Consider the following 20,514-nt stretch of genomic DNA (forward strand, 5'->3'; position numbering starts at 1 on the left):
CCAAGGTGAGGAAGCAACTGATCAGTTTTGTTCGGGATTACTTTCGCACGGACGAATTTATCCCTTTGCATGCCCCGGTGTTCACCGGAAACGAAAAGACCTATGTAGCTGATACAATCGACTCCACGTTCGTCTCTAGCGTGGGTGCCTATGTGGATCGCTTCGAGCAGGATATGGTGAACTACACTGGTTCACCGAGAGCTGTTGCTACCGTTAACGGCACTGCCGCACTTCACGTTGCGTTGAAGTTGGCAGACGTTGGTCCGGGCGATTTGGTGATCACTCAGCCGCTGACCTTCGTCGCGACTTGTAACGCGATAGCCTACTGTGGCGCGGAACCCGTTTTTATTGACGTAGACCGTCACACATTGGGGTTATCCCCTTCCGCGCTGGAAGCCTGGCTGGACGAACAGGCCCGGGTGGACGACGACGGCGTTTGCCGAACAAAGATTGATAACAAAGTGATTCGTGCCTGCGTGCCCATGCACACCTTCGGTCATCCCGCAGACCTAGATGGCTTGATGGCTGTGGCGCGTCGTTGGCAGATAGCTCTGGTCGAAGATGCCGCTGAATCGCTGGGCAGCTTTTACAAGGGCAAGCATACCGGCGCTTTCGGTGCCTTGGGAATCTTAAGCTTTAATGGCAACAAGATCATGACCACCGGGGGTGGGGGCATGGTGCTGGCCGGAGAGGCATTGGCCGACCGCGCTAAACACTTAACCACGACGGCTAAGCAACCGCACCCCTATGAGTACATACACAATGAAGTGGGCTACAACTACCGCATGCCGAACCTGAATGCGTCCCTTGGCTGCGCCCAACTGGAACAAATTGAGCAATTTGTTGACGCCAAACGAGCCTTAGCTTCGCAATATGAGGCGTTTTTCTCGGGCACCGAGTACCAGTTTGTCACTGAGCCGAAGGAATGCCGCTCTAACTATTGGCTGAATGCGGTGATTTGCGAAAATAAATCGCACCGTGATGCCTTGCTGAAAACTACCAATGGCCAAGGTGTGATGACGCGACCGATTTGGGCACTGATGAATCACTTGGCAATGTATCAGAGCTGTCGTAAAGGGGACTTGATCAATTCGCAGTGGCTAGAACAGCGGGTTGTGAATTTGCCCAGTAGCGTCGTGCTGAAGGCGGATTGATGCGCAAAATTGGTATTTTTGGTGCCTCTGGTATGGCACGCGAAGCTGGGGACATAGCTTGGGCTTTGGGTTTTGAACCATTATATATTGCCGGTAACAAAGCTGAGCAGCGCGCTTGGTCTTACCCAGGCACGGTTATCCTAGAAGAAAATGTTGAGCAGTTTTCAACCCTTCCGTTCGTGATTGGTATTGGTGAAAATTCGATTCGGCGGAAAGTCGCGGAGCGTTTTTCTTCGCATTTACAATTTACCAATCTAATTCATCCCAGTGCCACATTTGGGCGGGATCAGAGAGAACGACTTGAACGGTGCCAAGGGCTTATCATCGCGGCAGGTGTACGTCTCACCAGCAGTATAGAAGTAGGAAATTTCGCCATACTCAATCAGAACGTGACTGTCGCCCACGATTGCGTGGTTGAGGACTATGTCCACATCGCACCTGGGGCTAATGTATCCGGTAATGTGCGCTTAAGAGAAGGATGCTGGGTTGGTGCTGGTGCGGTGATCAATCAGGGGGGCAGCGACAAGAAGCTCACAGTGAATAACTGGGCGCTGGTTGGTTCCGGAGCCGTGGTCGTTCGGGACTGCGAGCCAAATGTAGTTTATGCCGGTGTGCCGGCGAAGAGGATTAAATGAAGACGCTTATCATTGCCGAGGCAGGCGTTAATCACAACGGTGATATGACGCTGGCAAAGAAACTGATTGCGGCGGCGGCTGAGGCCGGTGCAGATTTGGTCAAGTTTCAGACATTTGTGGCTAGTAAGATTATTTCTAAAACTGCCCCGAAGGCCGAGTATCAAAAAGGGGCGACAGATCCAAACGAATCTCAGCAGGACATGGTGCGCAAGCTCGAACTGACACGAAAGCAGCATTTTGAACTGATTGAAGAGTGCAAGTGTAAAGGTATCGGTTTCTTCTCAACAGCGTTCGATCTGGATAGTATCGATTTGCTGGAAGCGTTTGGATTTGACTATGTGAAAGTACCGTCCGGCGAGCTGACCAATCTACCTTACCTGCGGCACCTCACCCGCCATGGCAAGCCGGTGTTCCTGTCAACTGGCATGGCGAACCTTGGGGAGATCGAGGCAGCTATAGAAGCTATTGAACTCGCGGGAACGCCGAGAGAGAAAATTACCGTACTGCACTGCACCACTGAATACCCTACCCCAATGGAAGATGTAAACCTTAGTGCGATGGCTAACATTGGAAGCGCTCTGAGGGTAGCGGTGGGTTATTCAGACCATACACCCGGCATTGAAATACCGATCGCCGCGGTAGCATTGGGTGCGACGGTTATTGAAAAGCATTTTACTCTAGACCGTAATCTCCCCGGGCCAGATCATCGGGCAAGCTTGGAGCCGGATGAGTTAAAAGCAATGGTGACGGGCATTCGTAATATTGAGCAGGCTATGGGCGATGGTATCAAGCGCCCAAGCGCGAGTGAACTGAGGAACAAGCCCATCGCAAGAAAATCTTTGGTGGCAGCAACCAATATCAAGGCGGGTGAACCGTTCACCGCGGAAAATCTGACGGCGAAACGTCCTGGGACGGGTATTTCACCGATGAAGTGGGACGAAGTGATCGGCCGGGTAGCCCCTTGCGATTTTGGTGAAGATGAGATGATCAGGTTATGAGTCGGAACGTTTGCGTAGTCACTGGCACGCGGGCGGAATTTGGCTTGCTTCGCTGGCTGATGCAGGAAATTCAGAAACAGCGTGACTTAGAGCTGCAAGTGGTGGCCACCGGCATGCACCTGTCGCCAGAGTTTGGCTCGACTTGGCAGGAAATTGAAGGTGCCGGTTTTGCTATTGATGCTCGGGTAGAAATGCTGCTGAGTGCAGACTCAAATACAGCGGTAACCAAATCCATGGGCCTGGCAGTAATAGGCTTTGCCGAGGCCTACGAGCGCTTGAAGCCCGATGTGATCGTCCTTCTCGGAGATCGGTTCGAAATTTTTGCTGCGGCATCTGCGGCCTTGATTGCGCGCATACCGATAGCTCATCTTCACGGCGGTGAAACCACAGAAGGGGCCTTCGACGAAGCCCTTCGCCACTCCATCACCAAGATGTCTCACCTGCATTTTGTGGCGGCCGACGAATATCGGCAGCGGGTCATCCAGTTGGGCGAACAGCCAGAACGGGTGTTCAATGTGGGGGGAATGGGCATCGACGCAATCAAACGCCTCAAGCTGCTGAATCCAGAAGAGCTTGAGAAATCCCTCGATTTTTGCCTAGGGAAGAAGAATCTTCTAATTACGTTCCACCCCGTTACCCTGGAGGGTGGAACCAGCTCATCGGCTCAGATGGCTGAATTGCTTGCAGCACTGGGTGAGCTTGACGATACACAGCTCATATTTACCATGCCAAACGCGGATACCGGTGGGCGGGAGCTGAGTGCCATGGTGCATGAGTTTGTTGATAGTCGGCCTAATGCCTGTGTGTTTAGGTCGTTGGGTCAGCTGCGTTATTTCTCATGCTTGGCACTGATCGATGGAGTGGTCGGCAACTCCTCCAGTGGTCTATTAGAAGCGCCAGCCTTTAACGTTGGCACGATCAATATCGGAGACCGCCAGAAAGGGCGACTCCAGGCTGACAGCGTGATTAATTGTCACCCTACTAGGCAAGACATCCTCAAAGCTCTGGAACATTTGTATTCTCCAGAGTTTCAGCAATCACTGACGTCCGTTGCAAATCCTTACGGCAATGGTGGTGCCAGCGAGGCTATCGTCAAAGTACTGGCCGACTATCCGCTAGACAACATTCTGAAAAAGCAGTTTTATAACCTGCCTGCTAAAGCCCAGCCATAAGATTTGGAGTCATTCATGAAACTATGGCGTAATGCCCTCGTAAAAACAGATGCGACTTTGGCACAGGCCATTGAAGTTCTGGACAAAGCCTCACTTCGTATCGCATTAATTGTGGATAACGAAGGCAAGCTGCATGGCACTTTGACTGATGGCGACGTGCGGCGGGCGCTGCTCAAACAAATCCCTATAGATACGCCGGTCCGACAGGTGATGAACCCAAGCCCGAAAACCGCAGCGCAGGATTGGACGGATAGCCGTATCCTCTCCTTGATGGAACAGCATGATGTTTTGCATCTCCCCCTAGTCGATAAAGAAAAGAGGCTTGTTGGTTTGGCGGATCTTCACGGCCTGTTGAATAAACATAAACACGAAAACCCGGTTTTTTTGATGGCCGGCGGTTTCGGAAAACGGTTGCGCCCACTCACCAATAACTGTCCTAAACCAATGCTAAAAGTTGGTGACAAACCGATATTAGAGAACATTCTCCTTAACTTTGTTGAAGCGGGTTTTTATCGGTTTTATATATCAACGCACTACATGCCAGAAGTAATCCGAGAATATTTTGGCAACGGCGAAAAGTGGGGGGTGAATATAAAATACGTGCATGAGGATGAACCTCTGGGTACCGGTGGCGCGCTGGGATTACTCCCCCACGACGAGATCGATCAGCCAATGTTTATGATGAATGGTGACCTACTCACATCACTAAATTTGCATAGTTTTCTTGAATTTCACGGGTCACATGGTGGTGTTGCAACGATGTGCGTAAGGGAATACGAGCATCAGGTGCCATACGGTGTGATTACGAATGAGGGTATCCAAATAAAGTCAATGGTTGAAAAACCAACCCAACGCTTCTTCGTAAATGCGGGGGTTTATCTGCTTGAACCGCAACTGGTAAAAAGTGTTATGCCCGGGACGCATATTGATATGCCGACTTTGCTCGAAAAACAAATTGAAAATAATAACCCTGTAACTATGTTCCCTATTCATGAATCTTGGCTGGATGTCGGACGTATAGATGATTTCAAGCGAGCACAGACTGAGTTTATGGCCATCTAAATGATCCAGCTAGCTGATATCCTAATAGTCATCCCAGCTAGGGGTGGAAGTAAACGACTACCGAGAAAGAACATACTCCCTCTTTCCGGGAAGCCTCTTATTTGCTGGACTATAGAAGCTGCACTTGCCGCTGGAACTAATTCCAGGGTTATGGTGACCAGTGATGACCAAGAAACGCTCAATATCGTAAAAAATTATGAGTCGAAAGGAGTGATTGCACATAAGCGTCCTGATGCTCTAGCTACAGACACAGCAACAACTGTTGATACTCTCATCGATGCAGTTAATGCCGAAGTTGACGCTGGCTACACACCGAGAACTGTTATCTTGCTCCAGCCAACGTCACCCTTACGGTTAGCATCTGACATCAACGAAGCACTGATCGTATATTCAGAGAATAAATGTCAGGATACCGTTGTGAGCGTGTGTGAGTTAGAGCATCCAAATGCTTGGGTAGGCGTTTTGGAAAATGGCAATGTTATAAGGGGGCTTGACGTATCAGGGAAAAGATCTCAAGACTACAGAAAAGAATATAGATTGAATGGTGCAATATATATAATTCCTGTGGGATGCTTGCTTTCCAGAAAAAAAATTTTCACGAACACTATACGCGCTTCTATTATGCCTATAAAAAGATCTATTGATATTGATGAAGAATTTGATTTCCAATTATGTGAGATGTCCTTGTAGAGCGCCAGAAATTTTAAGCAGCGAAAAAACAAACACGACTGTAAATTATAGGTAATATTATGATTTTTTGTACAGAATGCGTAATGCCTTCAACGAGGCCTGGAATCTCCTTTGATGCGAATGGAGTTTGTTCGGCGTGTGTTGCCTATACAAACCGATCGTTGGTAGATTACAATAAGCGGTGGGAGGAACTTGAGGCCCTTTGCAACAAATATCGTGGAATGAACGGTCCTGACGGCTATGATTGTATGATAGCTGTTAGTGGCGGTAAAGATAGCCATTATCAAGTTCACATAATGAAAGATAAATTAAAGATGAATCCTTTGCTTGTTTCTGTAGAGGATAATTTTAAAATGACAAATGCAGGAGCTCATAATTTAAGGAATATATCCGAAGCTTTTGGTTGTGATTTGATTTCTATGAAACCAAACCTGCGTGCTCAGAAAGCTGTAATGAAATATACGTTTGAGCAACATGGTAAACCCACCTACTTCATTGATAGATATATCTACACTTACCCCTTGCACATGGCTGAGAAGTTCAATACACCCCTTTTGGTTTATGGGGAAAATGTAGGTTATGAATACGGAGGATTTGGGGCTACTGATACCTATTCAGCAAAAGATCAGATTAAGAATGGTGTAGCGAGTGGTATAGATATCGATGAACTAATTGTTAACGGTGCTAACAGAAAGGATCTGAATTTTTTCCAAGCACCTGATGAGGTGGTCATAGAAAAATTGGAGCCAATATATCTAAGTTATTTTGTAGAGTGGAATAGCTTTAAAAATTATAATATAGCGAAAAAATATGGATTTCATGATCTTACACATGAATGGAATAGAACACACCATGTAGAACAAATGGATCAAATTGATTCTCCAGCGTATCTAGTGCATTCATGGTTGAAATATCCAAAGTTTGGTCATGCCTCTGCGACCGATTATTGCTCTAGAATGATTCGATACGGAATGATTAGTAGGGAAGAGTCAATAAATTTGGTGAAAAAACATGACCACGACCTCGACCCAAGGTCAGTAAGAGAGTTTTGTGAGTTTTCTGGATATACTGAAAAGGAATTCTGGGAAGTCATAGATCGGCATTACAACCGCGAGATATTCAAGAACACGGGTTGTGAATGGGTGTTAAAATATGAATTGACCTAAAGTAGAAAATGTTTATTAGGAGAAAAGGAAGAAAATCGAGGTACATTTTTCGATATTACTTTAAAAATTTCCTAAGCTTTTCTTAGCTTAATGTTGGTATTAACGCTATGCAGTCGGGCTACTGAGAAGTGAATTATAAAACTGAGGTGGGCGAGCCCCACCTCAGGCCCAATACGAAGTCCGTTAGGAGACCGATTCTCTTTTTAGAATGAAAGAAGGGGCAGGACGATTCAAGCTGCTCGTCATCGTATCATACGCGACCGCAAAGTCCGATCGAACTCTACAAGTAGATTTGGGGGCGTGGCTGTGGTGGGATTGCCGTGATCATTGGCGTAAAACAGATAGCATCATAAGTTGGTGGCATGTGCTTTTCGCGCATCCTCCATAAACGTTTAAAAACAATTAGTTGTCCAATTTCAGAATGCCTAATATTCATAAATTTCTAACTACACATTGAGAATCTAGTGCTGCATAAAGTAAATAGGATTTTCAACGGTAGCATTGCGCCGTACTTTATGGTTGATGTGTCGTTGAAAGGATTGGCTGCATTATTTATCCCGCTGTTCGCTAAATTCATGGGACCCGAAGATTTAGGCTTGTATGTCGAATGGTTTGCCGTTTATAGTGTTGTTTCTGCTCTAATTTGTTTGGGTATTCCATCTTATTATTTGGTTGTCTCTATAAAGAAGGGTAAAGGTGCTGAAATTGAAGCGCATTTGTTTAAGGTGTTTCTAGAATGGTCTTTTCTGATTGTTGTCGCTTCTTGCATTTTCGGTTTGTTTTTAAATGGACAATTGTTTTACGTTTTTGCAATAATTTTGGCTGCTTTTTCATTCTTTTTCATTGAGTTTGCCGTTTCAAATGCGCGGTTAGAGAATGATATTAATTTTTACGCTTTGTTACAGTTTTTCATGTTTTTATCCACCGTTTCTATTCCTTTCGTCGCTGTGTTGCTGACTCCTACATTCGACTCTAGGGCGCTCGCGTTCGTTTTATCTCTATCATTTGTATCCTTATTTTGTTTCGTGAAAATGAATAGAAAAATTGTCAGAAAAAGAGATGTTTTAGTAACTTCGGAAGTAAGAGTGAGCGTATATAAATACGGTCTACCCTTGGTCTCGATTGCGTTATTTTCTTGGTTAAAACTAGGAGGAGATCTGCAGTTTCTAAAGTCATATGGAGGATATGGCGTTGCAGGAAATATGGGTTTAGCTTTTCAAATTCTGGCGGTAGTATCTATTGCAGGCGCATCACTTAATCGAGCAGCATCTGTCAAATTATACTCATTTATAAAAAATGAAGATAATGACGGTTGGTATAAAGCTGTAACGAAAATGAGCTTTTTGGTTGCAGTTTTAGGTATAATTTCATATGGTTTGTTTTACTTGATCATTCACTTTTGGCTCAGTGAATATACCTTGGCGCTAAAGTTTTATGGGCCAATGATGGTGGGTACCGTCTTTTATTGTGCCGCGCAATTCTGGGCTTCGAGAGTTATCTATAAAGAAAAGACGTATATACTTACAGTCTGCTTGATTGTTTCATCACTTCTTCACCCGATTTTTAGCTATGTTATAAATCTAACTTTTGGGTATGAGTTTCTAGGGTATAGCACACTTTTCAGTAATATAATTTTCTTGGTTCTATTGCTTTGTCTATGTAGAAAGTTTTGTTGGTCTAGTTCTTTGCCGTAAGAATGTATCGGCATACCAGAGTAATCTTGATTAGGCCCACAAAACTAGCGATGGCATTACTTTCGTCAATCGTGTGATATTCGTCTTTACTGTGGAGCAGGTTCCATTCCCTGACGATGAGCAGAAGAAAGGTAAAAGCGAGACAAAGCGGAGAGATCTTTCCCCAATAGTACATCGGCCAAGTTTCTTGGTAGCAGCTGAAAGGAATAGGGAATTTGCTCGTCTTTCGATGTATAGAACTGGTTGCGGGGCTCCCTACAGCTTGCTAAACATCTAGTGCAAAGGTTGCTGTATTTGAAAGACGTTGGATTTAGGTAGCCCAAAGGGGGCAGCGAGATGAGAGTCAAGGATGAATGTTTTTCTAAGTCGAATAAGTTTTGACTAGGGGGAAGTTCTCTAGCGTGGCTTTATCAAAATGTCACGCAGCTGTATCGACTTGTCGCTATCCTATATTGTTGGTCGTTGAAATATGCGGGCTGGTATAGCATTGTCAGTGTTCCTCTTTCAATGCTATCTCCAAGAAGGGGTTGTCTGAATATCCCTACACTACTTATCGCACTGCTGAATTGGCGATTAATCAGACTAATTTAGGAATTTATTATTAGGAAGTGAGAGTAATGTGAGGATAGGAACTTTTTTTAGTGTAAGACTTTTTTTTCTATTGTCGGGGGCTTTAATTGCTATATTCTATGCGCATCCTGCTCCTCCCTTCTACCTTTTTGTTTTCTTTGTTATTTCATTGTGTTTTTTAGTAAATTTGTCAAAAATAAAAGTGGATGTAGTTCTTTTGTTTTTGATATTTATTTTGGTATCAGTATCAATTTTGTCTGTCATTGTTAATTCGTCTGGAGTTCATCAGGGGCTGGTTCCTGTCGTTGGGGTTGTGCTGGGTTATTTTTTGTTTCTTTCTGGTGCATTTTTAACATTCAATGAATATTTCTGGAGGGGGTTTTCAGTATCATCATTGGTGTTGTCATTTTTAATATTGTTTTTTTACTTTTTTTCGGGCTCAACTAGTTTCGGGTTTGGTGTCTTTTATATTCCAGAGTTTAGAATGTGGGGAGATGAATATTTTTCCGATTGGCCAAACTACATTGGTTTTCCGTTAGTTATAAGTCTATTTTTGAGGCGTATAAGGCTTATAAAGTTTGGGATGATAGATGTAATGATAGTGTCAGCTATTCTATTAACTACTTCTAGGGTTCTTATGTTTGGTGTTTTTCTGGTTTTAATGTTGTATGTTTTGTTTGAAAAGAAGAGTTTGCTTTTTTTTGTTGTCGTGAGTTGTTTTTTAGCTATTTTCTATTTAGATCTTGAGCCGTTTTTTGACCGACTTACAAAGTTTAATGATCGGTCTCACTTATATTCTGGGCTAGTTGAAGGTTGGTTAGTAAATCCGTTGTTAGGCTGGGGTGGCGTTAAGGTATCCGATGTGTTTCCTGAGACTTATTATGACTCTTACCATAATAGCTATCTGGAGGTGCTTGTTAAGTCTGGTGTCGTTGGGTTTGGGATCTATGTTGCTCTGATATTGTATTTGGCGTTGAGCCCGTATTTTAAAGGGAGGCCACTGTTCCATAAGCAAGAGCTCTATTTCCTGGCATGTTTAATGTTTGTCATCGCTGCTAGTTTTTTTCAAAATTATCTAAAACATCCGCATGTTATATTTATATTTTCCGCACTCTGTCATTCGGGTGTAAAAGGAGTTGTTGGTAGAAATGAAAAAAAGCTTTGATAAAATAAGTGGGTCAGCAATAGGGCTGGTTAGTAGGAGTGTCCCGTCTTTTTTTAACGAGACTATTTATTTTGTTGATTTTGTTTTGAGGTATTTGTTCGATAAGAATGCTGATGACCCTTTTGATGATAAAGAAAAGTATCTGGTAAATGCATATCAAAGGGCCAGGTCAAATGTTTATTATTTTGCCGCAAACGACTATTTGAAGCAGAAGGGCAAAGAGTATGATGTTGAGCTTTTTAAATTGGCAATCGAACATAAGGCGAGTATTGGTGATGAAAGAATTCTTTGTAATACCCGATCGAGAGTGGTGTCTAAAGTGCTTGCTCATTGGCTTTTTTGTTTTTTAGGTTTTATTTTTAATAAAAAAGTAGATGGTAAAGATTATGTGAGAAGTTGGGTAGATGTGTCGCTTGAGATATACGGTGGTGATGGTAAAAATTATCTCTTATATCCGTTTGGTATAAAGCTTGTTCGACAATTTAATTTTATTAAAGAGCTTCGAAAAAAAAATATTCCTTTTCAGTTTTCTGCGTACAGGTATTCGTCAGTAAAGCTACTGAAATGGGTCGTTACTGGAAAAGATGTGGATCTTGCAGATTTAGAGATTTCCGCATTTAAGAATCATGCTGAGGTTTTATTTAAGACTTATAGCCCTCAAAAAATATTTACTACTGATGAGTTTGAGCCGGCATCTTTTGCTCTTAATGAAAGGTTAATTGAGCTTGGTGTTTATGTCGAGAATACTGCGCACGGTGTTGGTATGTACTCTCCGTTTGTTGTTTATAGTAAGTTTAATGTTTTTAATGATTCCCAAATTCGTTATTATGAGGTGTTGTCAAAAGGTATTGACTATTCTGTTATTCAGCGCGATGTAGAGTCCTATAAATCCAAAGCTGTCAAGACTATTGTTTTTGTTGATCAACTATTAAAAAATGATGGTAGTTTTTTGGAGTATTCAAGGCTGGAAGTGTTTAAAAAACTGAAGTTTGCCTCTGAATTAAATGGATACACTTTTTACATAAAGTCGCACCCAAACTCCAGTGTCAATTATGGCGATTATTCCGAGAATCTAATGGAGTTTGATGTAGAGTGTTGTGATGCACCTATCTTCTTTACATTTTTTTCAACTGCTTATATGACGTTTGAAAAGTTTGGGCCTACCTTTTTAATTCAAGATGAGGTGTGTGATCCTTCGCTTATTTTTGGCGACTTTGCAAGAGTTGTACATATCGGTAAACTCGAGGAGTTTTTAAATGACCTTTCCCGACCATCGCTTTTTGATTAAATTTATTCGGCTTGCCTTTTCGTGTTTTTATTTGAAAAAAAATGTTTTTTTTAAAAATATTTATTTTGGTAGCAAGCCATTTATTAGCAGGAAAAATAAAGTTTGTTTGTCGGGTAGGAGTATTTATTTTGGGCGTAATTGTCATATAGCTGCTGATCTAACGGTTGGTTCCAATGTCTTGGTGGGTTCCAATGTTTCGTTTGTCGGTGGCGATCATAAATGGGATCGGCCGGGTGAATATATGTTTTCTTCTGGTCGTGATAAACTGAAAACTATTTATATTGGCGACGACGTTTGGGTGGGGCATGGGTCCATTATTATGCATGGCGTTACAATTGGCGATGGTGCGATAGTTGCTGCGGGTAGTGTCGTGACGAAAAATGTGAAAGAATTTGAAATTGTCGGTGGTAATCCAGCTAAATTGATAAAGTACCGTTTCGGTCAAGAAGAGCAGCGTTTGCACCGCAGTTTTTTGTCGCTAGGTGTTAAAGCTTGAGTGCGTGCCAAGGCTCTCGACGCGATATTTTTTACTATACTCACTACACATTTGTTGATAAGACTATATGAAACAGATACTGCAAGACATGGCAAAGGGTGGCACTACGGTAACTGAAGCGCCCGCTCCGCAGGTCTCTAGCCAAAACCTGATCGTTAACACCCGTGTTTCTCTTATTTCTGCTGGCACAGAGCGCATGCTAGTCGGTTTCGGTAAGGCCTCCTATTTGCAAAAGGCTCGTCAACAGCCTGATAAAGTCAAAATGGTGCTTGAAAAAGTTGCAACTGACGGGTTAATGACCACTATTGATTCAGTTCAATCGAAACTTGCACAACCTTTGCCATTGGGTTATTGCAATGTGGGCGTGGTCGCTGAGGCCGGTTCGGGAGTTGCTGGTTTTAAGCCAGGTGATCGTGTGGTTTCCAATGGGCCGCATGCAGATATTGTGAAAGTCCCTAAGAACTTATGTGCTCGTATTCCAGATAGCGTTGATGACGAGTCTGCCTCTTTTGTTGTGATCGCGAGTATTGGTCTACAGGGTATCCGGCTTGCCAAGCCGACTCTTGGCGAGGCTTTTGTAGTTACGGGTGTGGGACTTATTGGCTTGCTTACAGTTCAGTTGCTGCGCGCGCATGGATGTCGAGTTTTAGCCATCGATTTCGATGAGGCTAAACTGGAAATTGCGCGTCAGTTCGGTGCCGAAACCTGTAATCCTGGTAAGGGCGAAGACCCGGTTTCGGCTGGCAAGGCATTCAGCAGGGGGCAAGGCGTCGATGGCGTTATAATCACTGCCTCAACCAAGTCGAATGACCCGGTTACACAGGCCGCACGGATGAGTCGCAAGCGCGGCCGCATTATTCTCGTTGGTGTGACTGGTCTGGAGTTGGATAGGTCCGATTTTTATGAGAAAGAGTTGGTGTTTCAAGTGTCCTGCTCATATGGCCCAGGTCGGTACGATACTGAGTACGAAGACAATGGACGGGATTATCCCCTACCATTTGTGCGCTGGACAGAGAAGCGTAACTTTGAGGCCGTTCTTGATATGATGGCCAGCGGCCAGCTGGATGTAACGCCGTTGATCACTCATCGGTTTGATTTTGAAAAGGCTCCCGAAGCATACGACACGTTGACAACAGATAAGTCGGCTTTAGGAATTTTGCTGGAATATCATAGTTCGGCAGATATCCGGAAGATTAAATCAGTCACACTTATTAACGGCCTCTCCTTCAACCCCCAAAAAGCAGTGGTTGGCTTTGTTGGGGCGGGAAACTACGCATCCAGAGTTCTTATTCCGGCATTCAAAGTTGCAGGTGCCCAATTTCACAGTATTTCCACGGCTAATGGCCTTAATAGTGTTGTACACGGGGAAAAGTCCGGGTTTGGCGTAGCTACTACAGATACGCAAGCGATGATCGATAACCCGGATATCAATACCATTGCGATTGTTACTCGCCATAATTCCCACGCTTCGTTGGTTGTATCAGCTTTGAGCGCGGGTAAGCACGTGTTTGTTGAGAAACCGTTGGCGGTAACTTTTGAGGGCTTGGCAAAAGTCCGTGATCAGTTTGAATCCAACCAGGGAAAAGTTAAACGTGGGCATTTAATGGTTGGCTTCAATCGCCGGTTCTCGCCCCAAGTCCAGAAGATGAAGCAGTTGCTAGATTCTGTTAATGAGCCGAAGTCTTTCATTATGACCATGAATGCCGGCGCCATTCCCGAGGATCACTGGACTCAAGACGTTGAAGTAGGTGGTGGCCGCATTATTGGTGAGGCCTGTCATTTTGTTGACCTGATGCGCTATTTGGCCGGTTCCAAGATCGTTTCCATGCAAGCGCACCGTATGGGCGATGCGCCGGGCGTTGCGGTGACTGAAGATAAAGCAGCAATAACACTCGGCTTCGCTGATGGTTCTTTTGGTACCGTGCATTACCTTGCCAATGGCGCTGCTAGCTTTCCGAAGGAGAGGGTTGAAGTATTTACCGCTGGCCGTGTTCTGCAGTTGGATAACTTCCGTAGATTGAAAGGCTTTGGTTGGCCCGGATTCAAGCGGATGAACCTATGGAAGCAAGACAAAGGTCAAAGTGCCTGTGCAGCTGCATTCCTTGGTGCGATTGAGAATGGTGAGTATTGCCCGATTCCTCCCGAGGAAATTTTTGAGGTGGCTCGGGTGTCGATTGAGGCTGCAGAAATACTTCGCGATCAATGATTTTATCAAGGCGTTTTAATTTATGAAGCTTAGAGTTAGTACTATAGGTCTTGGCTATATAGGTCTCCCCACCTCAGCCTTGATCGCTTCACACAATATCGCAGTTCGTGGCGTAGATGTCTCACAGCATGTAGTCGATACTATCAACGCCGGCAAAATTCATATTGTGGAGCCAGAGCTGGATAACGCGGTAGCTAGAGCGGTACAAGCTGGCTTTCTAAAAGCGAGCACGCTGCCGCAAGCTGCTGATGTTTATTTGATAGTCGTACCCACACCCTTCAAAGGAGGTAACCACGAACCCGATACCTCTTATATTCAAGCAGCTACCGAAGGCATTTTGCCACTATTGAAAGAAGGCGATCTCTATGTTATCGAGTCGACTTCGCCGGTGGGAACCACTGAGCGTATGGAAGATTTTATCTACAGTAAGCGCCCAGAGCTCAAAGGCAAGATCCATGTTGCTTATTGCCCCGAGCGTGTGCTGCCGGGCAACGTAATGTATGAGTTGGTGTATAACGACCGAGTTATTGGAGGCGTTGATGAAGCTTCTACTCGAAAAGCAGCGGAGTTCTATAAGCTATTTGTAAAAGGGCAGTTGCATCATACCAACGCCCGTACGGCAGAAATGTGTAAACTTGTTGAGAATGCCTCTCGTGATGTTCAAATTGCTTTTGCCAATGAGCTTTCGATCATTTCTGATAAAGCAGCTATCAACGTATGGGAGCTGATCAAACTTGCAAACAAACACCCTAGAGTAAATATTCTACAGCCGGGAAGTGGTGTTGGAGGGCACTGTATTGCTGTGGATCCGTACTTTATTACTGCCGATTACCCCATGGAATCGCAAATTATCGGGAAGGCTCGTGAAATAAATAACTACAAGTCTTTCTGGTGCGCGGAACAAGTAAGAGAGGCGATCCAAAGGTTCCATATTCATGAAGGCCGAGCTCCGGTAGTTGCTTTGATGGGGTTAGCATTTAAGCCGAATATCGACGACTTAAGGCAGTCTCCAGCTGTTTATATAGCGCAACGCATCCTTCAAGAGGCTAATGATGAAGAGTATTTTATTGTAGAGCCAAATATCGAAGAACATTCTGTCTATAAATTGACTGGAGCGGAAGAGGCCCTTGCTGGTGCTGATATTGTCGTTTTTCTTGTGGCGCATGATGCATTTAAATCTGTTGATCTGGATGATTCTAAGGTAGTTCTGGATTTCTGTGGAGTAACGCAGTGAGAGTTTTGTCTGTATTTGGTACTCGTCCCGAAGCGATAAAAATGGCACCCTTGGCGAAGGCGTTAGAAGAAGAAAGTTTTTTTGATGCGAGAGTCGCTGTAACCGCCCAGCATCGTGAAATGCTCGATCAGGTTTTGGACCTGTTTTCACTTGTCCCGGATTATGACCTCAACCTGATGAAACCAGGGCAGGACCTTTACGATATCACCAGTAAGGTTTTGCTGGGTCTTCGAGATGTTCTTAGCGAGTTTCAGCCTGATCTTGTTCTCGTTCACGGCGATACTGCAACGACGTTTGCAGGCGCGCTGGCCGCTTTCTATCAAAAGATTCCGGTGGGCCATGTGGAAGCGGGGTTGCGAACCGGTGATTTGTACTCACCCTGGCCAGAAGAGGCCAATAGGCAGTTAACCGGGCGGATTGCCCGGTGGCATTTTGCGCCTACTGAGCGGAACGAAAATGCTTTGTTGGCCGAGGGTGTGGGTGACGAGGGTATTTTGGTAACTGGTAACACGGTCATCGACGCCTTACAGTGGGTTGTTGAAAAAATTGAAAGCACACCAGCGCTGCAACAGAAGATAGCGGCTGCGCTGAGTTCTGCCGGCCTGCAATTGTCTGTGCGGGAGCGTCGTTATGTGCTGATTACGGGGCACCGTCGCGAGAACTTTGGTAGCGGCTTTGAAAACATTTGCCAGGCGCTACGCGGGTTAGCCGAAGCCAATCCCGATACGCATTTTATCTATCCCGTGCATCTGAACCCTAACGTACAGGGCCCTGTTAATCGATTGCTGGATGGATTGGCTAACGTTCACCTGATTGAGCCTTTAGGTTACGAGCCATTTGTGTACTTGATGCAAAACGCCTACCTTGTGCTCACTGATAGTGGCGGGGTTCAGGAAGAGGCACCAGGCTTGGGTAAGCCGGTACTGGTTATGCGCGATACAACCGAGCGGCCAGAAGCAATCGACGCTGGAACCGTTCGCTTGGTGGGCACCGAGAGCGCCATCATCCGTGACGCTGTGCAGCAATTGCTGGACGATAATGACGTTTATGAAAGCATGGCCAGAGCGCATAACCCTTATGGTGATGGCAATGCATGCGGTCGCATTGTGGAGTTTTTGAAGAGTCACGGGGCCCCTTCCTGAGCAACCCGTATGAAGCGCTTGACCCTGTTGTTTAACACCATTCGCTACCTAAAAGTCAGCCAGCTCGCGTATCAAGTTTATTACCGAGTGCGAAAGCCTAGGTTGAAGGGTTTGCGGGAACCAGTATTGCGTAAGCGGCTTAAAAATTGGCCCGGTTCTGCCTTTCAGAACCCAGCAACAGGTGATGGCGAAACCTTTGTCTTTCTTGGGGAGTGCGCTCGTTTTGATGGAAGCTGGAATAATCCCGCTTTCCCCAAGCTCTGGCTGTACAACCTTCATTACCAGGACGACTTGAACGCTAGAGGCGCAGAGTCACGCTTCGAACTTTGCGTGCGTATGGTGAACTCTTGGATTGAGGGTAATCCTCCGCTACAGGGAAATGGTTGGGAGCCATACTGTTTATCTCTTCGTACTGTAAACTGGGTTAAGTTTTTTGGTCGTTTGCAACCTAATGAGGTCAAGAGCCTTTGGGTCCGTTCGCTGGTCCAGCAAGCGGACGCGCTGGAGCAACAGCTCGAGTTTCATATTCTGGCGAACCATCTGTTTGCCAATGCTAAGGCGCTAGTATTTGTTGGTACCTATTTAGGTGGGACTGACGGAGATCGCTGGCTTCGAAAGGGAATGGCACTGTTAGACAGAGAGATACATGAGCAGTTTCTGAGTGATGGAGCTCATTATGAGCGTTCCCCGATGTACCAGGGGACTTTGCTTTGGGACTTGGCCGATCTCATCGCTCTTGGTCAGTCAACGGGTTTGCCTGAGCTTAAACAGCGGTTGGGTGATTGGGAGAAGCGGCTGCAAAGAGGGCTGAAGTGGCTAAAGGCCGTAAATCACCCGGACGGTAGTATATCGTTTTTTAATGATGCCACGTTGGGTATTGCCCCTACTGTTGAAGACCTTGAACGCTATATGGCTGTTTTGGGTGTGTCCGTTCCACCGACTGATAAGACCTCAGCGGTTACAGGTAAGCTTATGCAGCCGAGTGGTTATGGCGTAGTGGAGTGGCCCGAAAGTCACCGCTTGTTAGTAGATTTGGCACCCGTAGGACCGGATTATCAGCCTGGTCATGCTCATGCGGATACCCTTAGCTGCGAACTTAGCTTGTTTGGCCAGCGGGTGCTGGTGAATTCTGGTATCTCTCAATATGGTGAAGGTCCGGAAAGGCAACGGCAACGTTCGACAGCTGCACACAATACCGTTGAAGTAGATGGCGAAGATTCTTCTGAGGTTTGGGCGGGTTTTCGAGTTGCTCGCCGGGCGAAACCATTCGGCGTGGAGCTTTCTGAAAGTGACGATTCTGTTGCTCTGTCGGGTAGCCATGATGGTTACAGGCGACTCGCGGGGAAAGTCACTCACAGTCGACGTTGGAAAGCTTCCGATGGGCTGTTGGAAATTACTGATATGTTGGACGGCTCGTTTAAAGAAGCGGTAGCGCACTGGCATCTCCATCCTGATGTTAACGTGCATGCGGTTGATGACTATTCTTTCTGCTTGCACCTGCCGGGCCAGCAGGCTGTCAGGCTTGAGATGGATGGCGGCAGTGCTGAAATTGTCAAAAGCGATTGGCATTCCGGTTTTGGTGTATCAAAGCCATCCTTCAAGCTGAAAGTGGCGTTTTCCGGCCCCAAACTCATTACCCGAATTTCCTGGAGTTCCGTTTGAAGGTCTTATTACTAAGTTTTTATTTCCAACCTGATTTGTCCGCTGGCTCCTTTCGAAATACGGCTTTTGTTGAATCTTTATTGCAGGTGCTGCCGCACGGCAGTGAGATTGATGTTGTGACAACACTGCCGAACCGGTATTCGGGTTTTAGTGCAGAGGCGCCGGAAGAGGAAATCAGGCAAGGTGTAACGATAAAGCGAGTGGAACTCCCTGCTCACAAAAGCGGAATGGTGGATCAGTCTCGCGCCTTTCTCTCCTATGCCCAAGCAGTAACGCGTTTTGTAAGAGGCAGGGAGTACGATGTGATCTATGCCAGCTCCTCTCGATTAATGACTGCTGTACTAGGTGCGCTCGTTGCTCGGAAATTGAGAGTGCCGCTGTATCTGGATATTCGCGATATTTTCGTTGATACTATCAAAGACGTTTTACCGCGCAAGCTCGCTTGGCTTATGAAACCTTTGTTTTCCGCAATAGAGCGATGGACTATTACTCGCGCAAACCGTTTGAATGTGGTTTCGGCCGGCTTTTTGCCCTATTTCGAAGCGCGTTACCCGAATGTTCCTAAAGTCGCTTTTACCAATGGCATTGATGACGAGTTTTTGCGGGTAGCCCCTTCGACTTCAACTAATGGGGTGGAAAATGCCAAAGGTTCTAAGGCTGGTGTTGTGGAAGTGGTTTATGCCGGAAATATGGGGGAAGGCCAAGGGCTTCATCGTATTGTCCCCGGCCTTGCCAAAAAGCTGGAAGGTCGGGTGGTGTTTCGTCTGATTGGTGGTGGGGGGCGTTTAAAGGAGCTCGAAGATGCCATTACTGAAGCGGATTGCACGAACGTTGTACTAGAGTCGCCGGTGGCGAGAAAAGAATTAATCGAGATCTATCAGAAAGCGGACGTGCTGTTTCTGCACCTAAATGATTATGATGCCTTCCATAAGGTGCTGCCTTCAAAATTGTTTGAATACGGGGCGCTCGGAAAGCCGATTTGGGCTGGCGTTGGCGGCTATGCAGCCACTTTTATCGAGGAGAATCTGAATAATTCAGCGGTATTTTCTCCTTGTGACTCCGTCGGCGGCGTTGAGGCTTTTGAAACGCTATGTATTGAAGATCGGTCACGTTCGGAATTTGTTCATCGCTTTTCCCGGATGGCAATTATGGATGAAATGGCTGAAGATTTGGTCGCTCTGGTAAATAGTGGTACCGCAGAGGCACGTTCGCAGCCATGGGAGCAGCCTTAATGAAAGTGCTGTTGACCGGAGCCACGGGCTTCATGGGTGGCTCGCTTGCCGAATACTTGAATACGAATACTCCGTATGAGTTGACTTGTGCGGTTCGGCGCACGGCAAGGCAAAAGTGTCATCACACAGTTTTGATCGACGATTTAGATAGTGATACCGATTGGTCAAGTGCTTTGGCGGGCCAGGACGTTGTGATTCATGCTGCAGCCCGTGCTCATATCATGAAAGACGAAGTGCTGGATCCACTCGTTGAATACCGCAGGGTAAATGTGGACGGTACACTCAATTTGGCCAAGCAAGCGGCTGACGCCGGCGTTCGCCGGTTTATTTTTATCAGTTCGATCAAGGTAAATGGCGAGCAAACGCCGGCTAGCCAACCGTTTACCGCCAAAGATAAGCCTTCACCCGAAGACGCCTACGGTATTTCCAAAATGGAGGCCGAGAAGGGCTTGCGAGCATTGGCAGCTGAAACAGGTATTGATGTCGTTATTATCCGCCCGCCGTTGGTTTACGGACCAGAGGTGAAGGGCAATTTTGCCAGCATGATTAAGCTCGTTGAAAAAGGCCTGCCGCTCCCGTTGGGCGCCATTCACAACAAGCGTTCTCTGGTCGCCCTGGACAATCTTGTTGACTTGATCATTACCTGCATTGATCACCCTGATGCCGCCAACCAGACCTTTCTTGTAAGTGATGGCGAAGATCTCTCAACAACCGAATTGTTGCAAGGCGTGGCAGAGGCTATCGGTAAGCCGTCACGACTGGTACCGGTACCTGCCGGTTTGTTGCAGTTCGGTGCCTCGCTGCTTGGCAAGAAAGCGATGGCTCAGCGGTTGTTGGGTTCGTTGCAGGTGGATGTCCGTCACACCCGGGAGCAACTGGGCTGGAACCCTCCTTTAACCGTGAAGGAAGGGCTACAGCGATGTTTTCCAGATTATCAGGGATGAAATT

17 protein-coding genes are annotated in these 20,514 nt (G+C 45.9%); all 17 read left to right on the forward strand.

All coding sequences use genetic code 11. From position 1 onward, the window contains the following. The first annotated feature begins 5 nt into the window (after positions 1-5). The 17 genes from MWU64_RS13495 (at position 6) to MWU64_RS13575 (ending at position 20,510) form a co-directional block, all read left to right on the forward strand. Positions 6-1,154 carry a LegC family aminotransferase gene (locus MWU64_RS13495; RefSeq protein WP_247064907.1) on the forward strand — a complete coding sequence of 383 codons (1,149 nt, stop codon included), beginning with the start codon at positions 6-8 and terminating at the stop codon, positions 1,152-1,154. After that, a complete protein-coding gene (locus MWU64_RS13500) occupies positions 1,154-1,789 on the forward strand; it encodes a NeuD/PglB/VioB family sugar acetyltransferase (protein WP_247064908.1) in 636 nt (211 codons plus the stop codon). The genes MWU64_RS13495 and MWU64_RS13500 overlap by 1 nt, the downstream gene beginning before the upstream one ends. Continuing rightward, the gene (gene neuB, locus MWU64_RS13505) at positions 1,786-2,787 is read left to right on the forward strand and encodes an N-acetylneuraminate synthase (protein WP_247064909.1); all 1,002 of its coding nucleotides are present in this window, start codon (positions 1,786-1,788) and stop codon (positions 2,785-2,787) included. The genes MWU64_RS13500 and neuB overlap by 4 nt, the downstream gene beginning before the upstream one ends. Beyond that, a complete protein-coding gene (gene neuC, locus MWU64_RS13510; RefSeq protein WP_247064910.1) occupies positions 2,784-3,959 on the forward strand; it encodes a UDP-N-acetylglucosamine 2-epimerase in 1,176 nt (391 codons plus the stop codon). The genes neuB and neuC overlap by 4 nt, the downstream gene beginning before the upstream one ends. Before the next feature lie 15 nt (positions 3,960-3,974). Next, positions 3,975-5,021: a nucleotidyltransferase family protein gene (locus MWU64_RS13515; protein ID WP_247064911.1), complete on the forward strand. Its 1,047-nt coding sequence runs from the start codon at positions 3,975-3,977 to the stop codon at positions 5,019-5,021. Next, positions 5,022-5,711: an acylneuraminate cytidylyltransferase family protein gene (locus MWU64_RS13520; RefSeq protein WP_247064912.1), complete on the forward strand. Its 690-nt coding sequence runs from the start codon at positions 5,022-5,024 to the stop codon at positions 5,709-5,711. A 59-nt stretch (positions 5,712-5,770) separates the two neighbouring features. Further along, positions 5,771-6,877 (forward strand): N-acetyl sugar amidotransferase, encoded by a 1,107-nt coding sequence (locus MWU64_RS13525; RefSeq protein WP_281496380.1) that lies wholly within the window; start codon positions 5,771-5,773, stop codon positions 6,875-6,877. Between the two features lie 464 nt (positions 6,878-7,341). After that, complete coding sequence (locus MWU64_RS13530; RefSeq protein WP_247064914.1) at positions 7,342-8,571, forward strand: hypothetical protein; 1,230 nt, start codon at positions 7,342-7,344, stop codon at positions 8,569-8,571. Positions 8,572-9,190: 619 nt separating this feature from the next. Continuing rightward, positions 9,191-10,306 (forward strand): O-antigen ligase family protein, encoded by a 1,116-nt coding sequence (locus tag MWU64_RS13535; RefSeq protein WP_247064915.1) that lies wholly within the window; start codon positions 9,191-9,193, stop codon positions 10,304-10,306. Continuing rightward, complete coding sequence (locus MWU64_RS13540; protein ID WP_247064916.1) at positions 10,290-11,594, forward strand: hypothetical protein; 1,305 nt, start codon at positions 10,290-10,292, stop codon at positions 11,592-11,594. Before MWU64_RS13535 ends, MWU64_RS13540 begins: the two co-directional genes overlap by 17 nt. Further along, on the forward strand, positions 11,563-12,090 hold the full coding sequence (locus tag MWU64_RS13545; protein WP_247064917.1) for a DapH/DapD/GlmU-related protein: 528 nt from the start codon (positions 11,563-11,565) through the stop codon (positions 12,088-12,090). The genes MWU64_RS13540 and MWU64_RS13545 overlap by 32 nt, the downstream gene beginning before the upstream one ends. Positions 12,091-12,157: 67 nt before the next feature. After that, positions 12,158-14,296 (forward strand): bi-domain-containing oxidoreductase, encoded by a 2,139-nt coding sequence (locus MWU64_RS13550; RefSeq protein WP_247064918.1) that lies wholly within the window; start codon positions 12,158-12,160, stop codon positions 14,294-14,296. 22 nt (positions 14,297-14,318) lie between these two features. Beyond that, entirely contained in the window at positions 14,319-15,530 is a 1,212-nt protein-coding gene (gene wecC / locus MWU64_RS13555; protein WP_247064919.1) for a UDP-N-acetyl-D-mannosamine dehydrogenase, read from the forward strand. Further along, positions 15,527-16,672, forward strand: a complete 1,146-nt coding sequence (gene wecB, locus MWU64_RS13560; RefSeq protein WP_348645562.1) for a UDP-N-acetylglucosamine 2-epimerase (non-hydrolyzing) — start codon at positions 15,527-15,529, stop codon at positions 16,670-16,672. Before wecC ends, wecB begins: the two co-directional genes overlap by 4 nt. A gap of 9 nt (positions 16,673-16,681) precedes the next feature. After that, complete coding sequence (locus tag MWU64_RS13565) at positions 16,682-18,334, forward strand: heparinase II/III family protein (RefSeq protein WP_247064920.1); 1,653 nt, start codon at positions 16,682-16,684, stop codon at positions 18,332-18,334. After that, positions 18,331-19,566, forward strand: a complete 1,236-nt coding sequence (locus MWU64_RS13570) for a glycosyltransferase family 4 protein (RefSeq protein ID WP_247064921.1) — start codon at positions 18,331-18,333, stop codon at positions 19,564-19,566. The genes MWU64_RS13565 and MWU64_RS13570 overlap by 4 nt, the downstream gene beginning before the upstream one ends. Next, positions 19,566-20,510, forward strand: coding sequence for an SDR family oxidoreductase (locus MWU64_RS13575; protein ID WP_247064922.1), 945 nt, complete (start codon positions 19,566-19,568; stop codon positions 20,508-20,510). The genes MWU64_RS13570 and MWU64_RS13575 overlap by 1 nt, the downstream gene beginning before the upstream one ends. The last annotated feature ends 4 nt before the right edge of the window (positions 20,511-20,514 follow it).

The sequence above is a fragment of the Marinobacter sp. S0848L genome, from assembly GCF_023016065.1.
Classification (GTDB): Bacteria; Pseudomonadota; Gammaproteobacteria; order Pseudomonadales; family Oleiphilaceae; genus Marinobacter.

Bases quoted from the DNA above. Each gene is read 5' to 3' on its own strand.
- MWU64_RS13500 (WP_247064908.1), top strand. From the start codon at position 1,154: ATGCGCAAAATTGGTATTTTTGGTGCCTCTGGTATGGCACGCGAAGCT.
- neuB (WP_247064909.1), top strand. From the start codon at position 1,786: ATGAAGACGCTTATCATTGCCGAGGCAGGCGTTAATCACAACGGTGAT.
- neuC (WP_247064910.1), top strand. From the start codon at position 2,784: ATGAGTCGGAACGTTTGCGTAGTCACTGGCACGCGGGCGGAATTTGGC.
- MWU64_RS13515 (WP_247064911.1), top strand. From the start codon at position 3,975: ATGAAACTATGGCGTAATGCCCTCGTAAAAACAGATGCGACTTTGGCA.
- MWU64_RS13520 (WP_247064912.1), top strand. From the start codon at position 5,022: ATGATCCAGCTAGCTGATATCCTAATAGTCATCCCAGCTAGGGGTGGA.
- MWU64_RS13525 (WP_281496380.1), top strand. From the start codon at position 5,771: ATGATTTTTTGTACAGAATGCGTAATGCCTTCAACGAGGCCTGGAATC.
- MWU64_RS13540 (WP_247064916.1), top strand. From the start codon at position 10,290: ATGAAAAAAAGCTTTGATAAAATAAGTGGGTCAGCAATAGGGCTGGTT.
- MWU64_RS13545 (WP_247064917.1), top strand. From the start codon at position 11,563: ATGACCTTTCCCGACCATCGCTTTTTGATTAAATTTATTCGGCTTGCC.
- MWU64_RS13550 (WP_247064918.1), top strand. From the start codon at position 12,158: ATGAAACAGATACTGCAAGACATGGCAAAGGGTGGCACTACGGTAACT.
- wecC (WP_247064919.1), top strand. From the start codon at position 14,319: ATGAAGCTTAGAGTTAGTACTATAGGTCTTGGCTATATAGGTCTCCCC.
- MWU64_RS13565 (WP_247064920.1), top strand. From the start codon at position 16,682: ATGAAGCGCTTGACCCTGTTGTTTAACACCATTCGCTACCTAAAAGTC.
- MWU64_RS13575 (WP_247064922.1), top strand. From the start codon at position 19,566: ATGAAAGTGCTGTTGACCGGAGCCACGGGCTTCATGGGTGGCTCGCTT.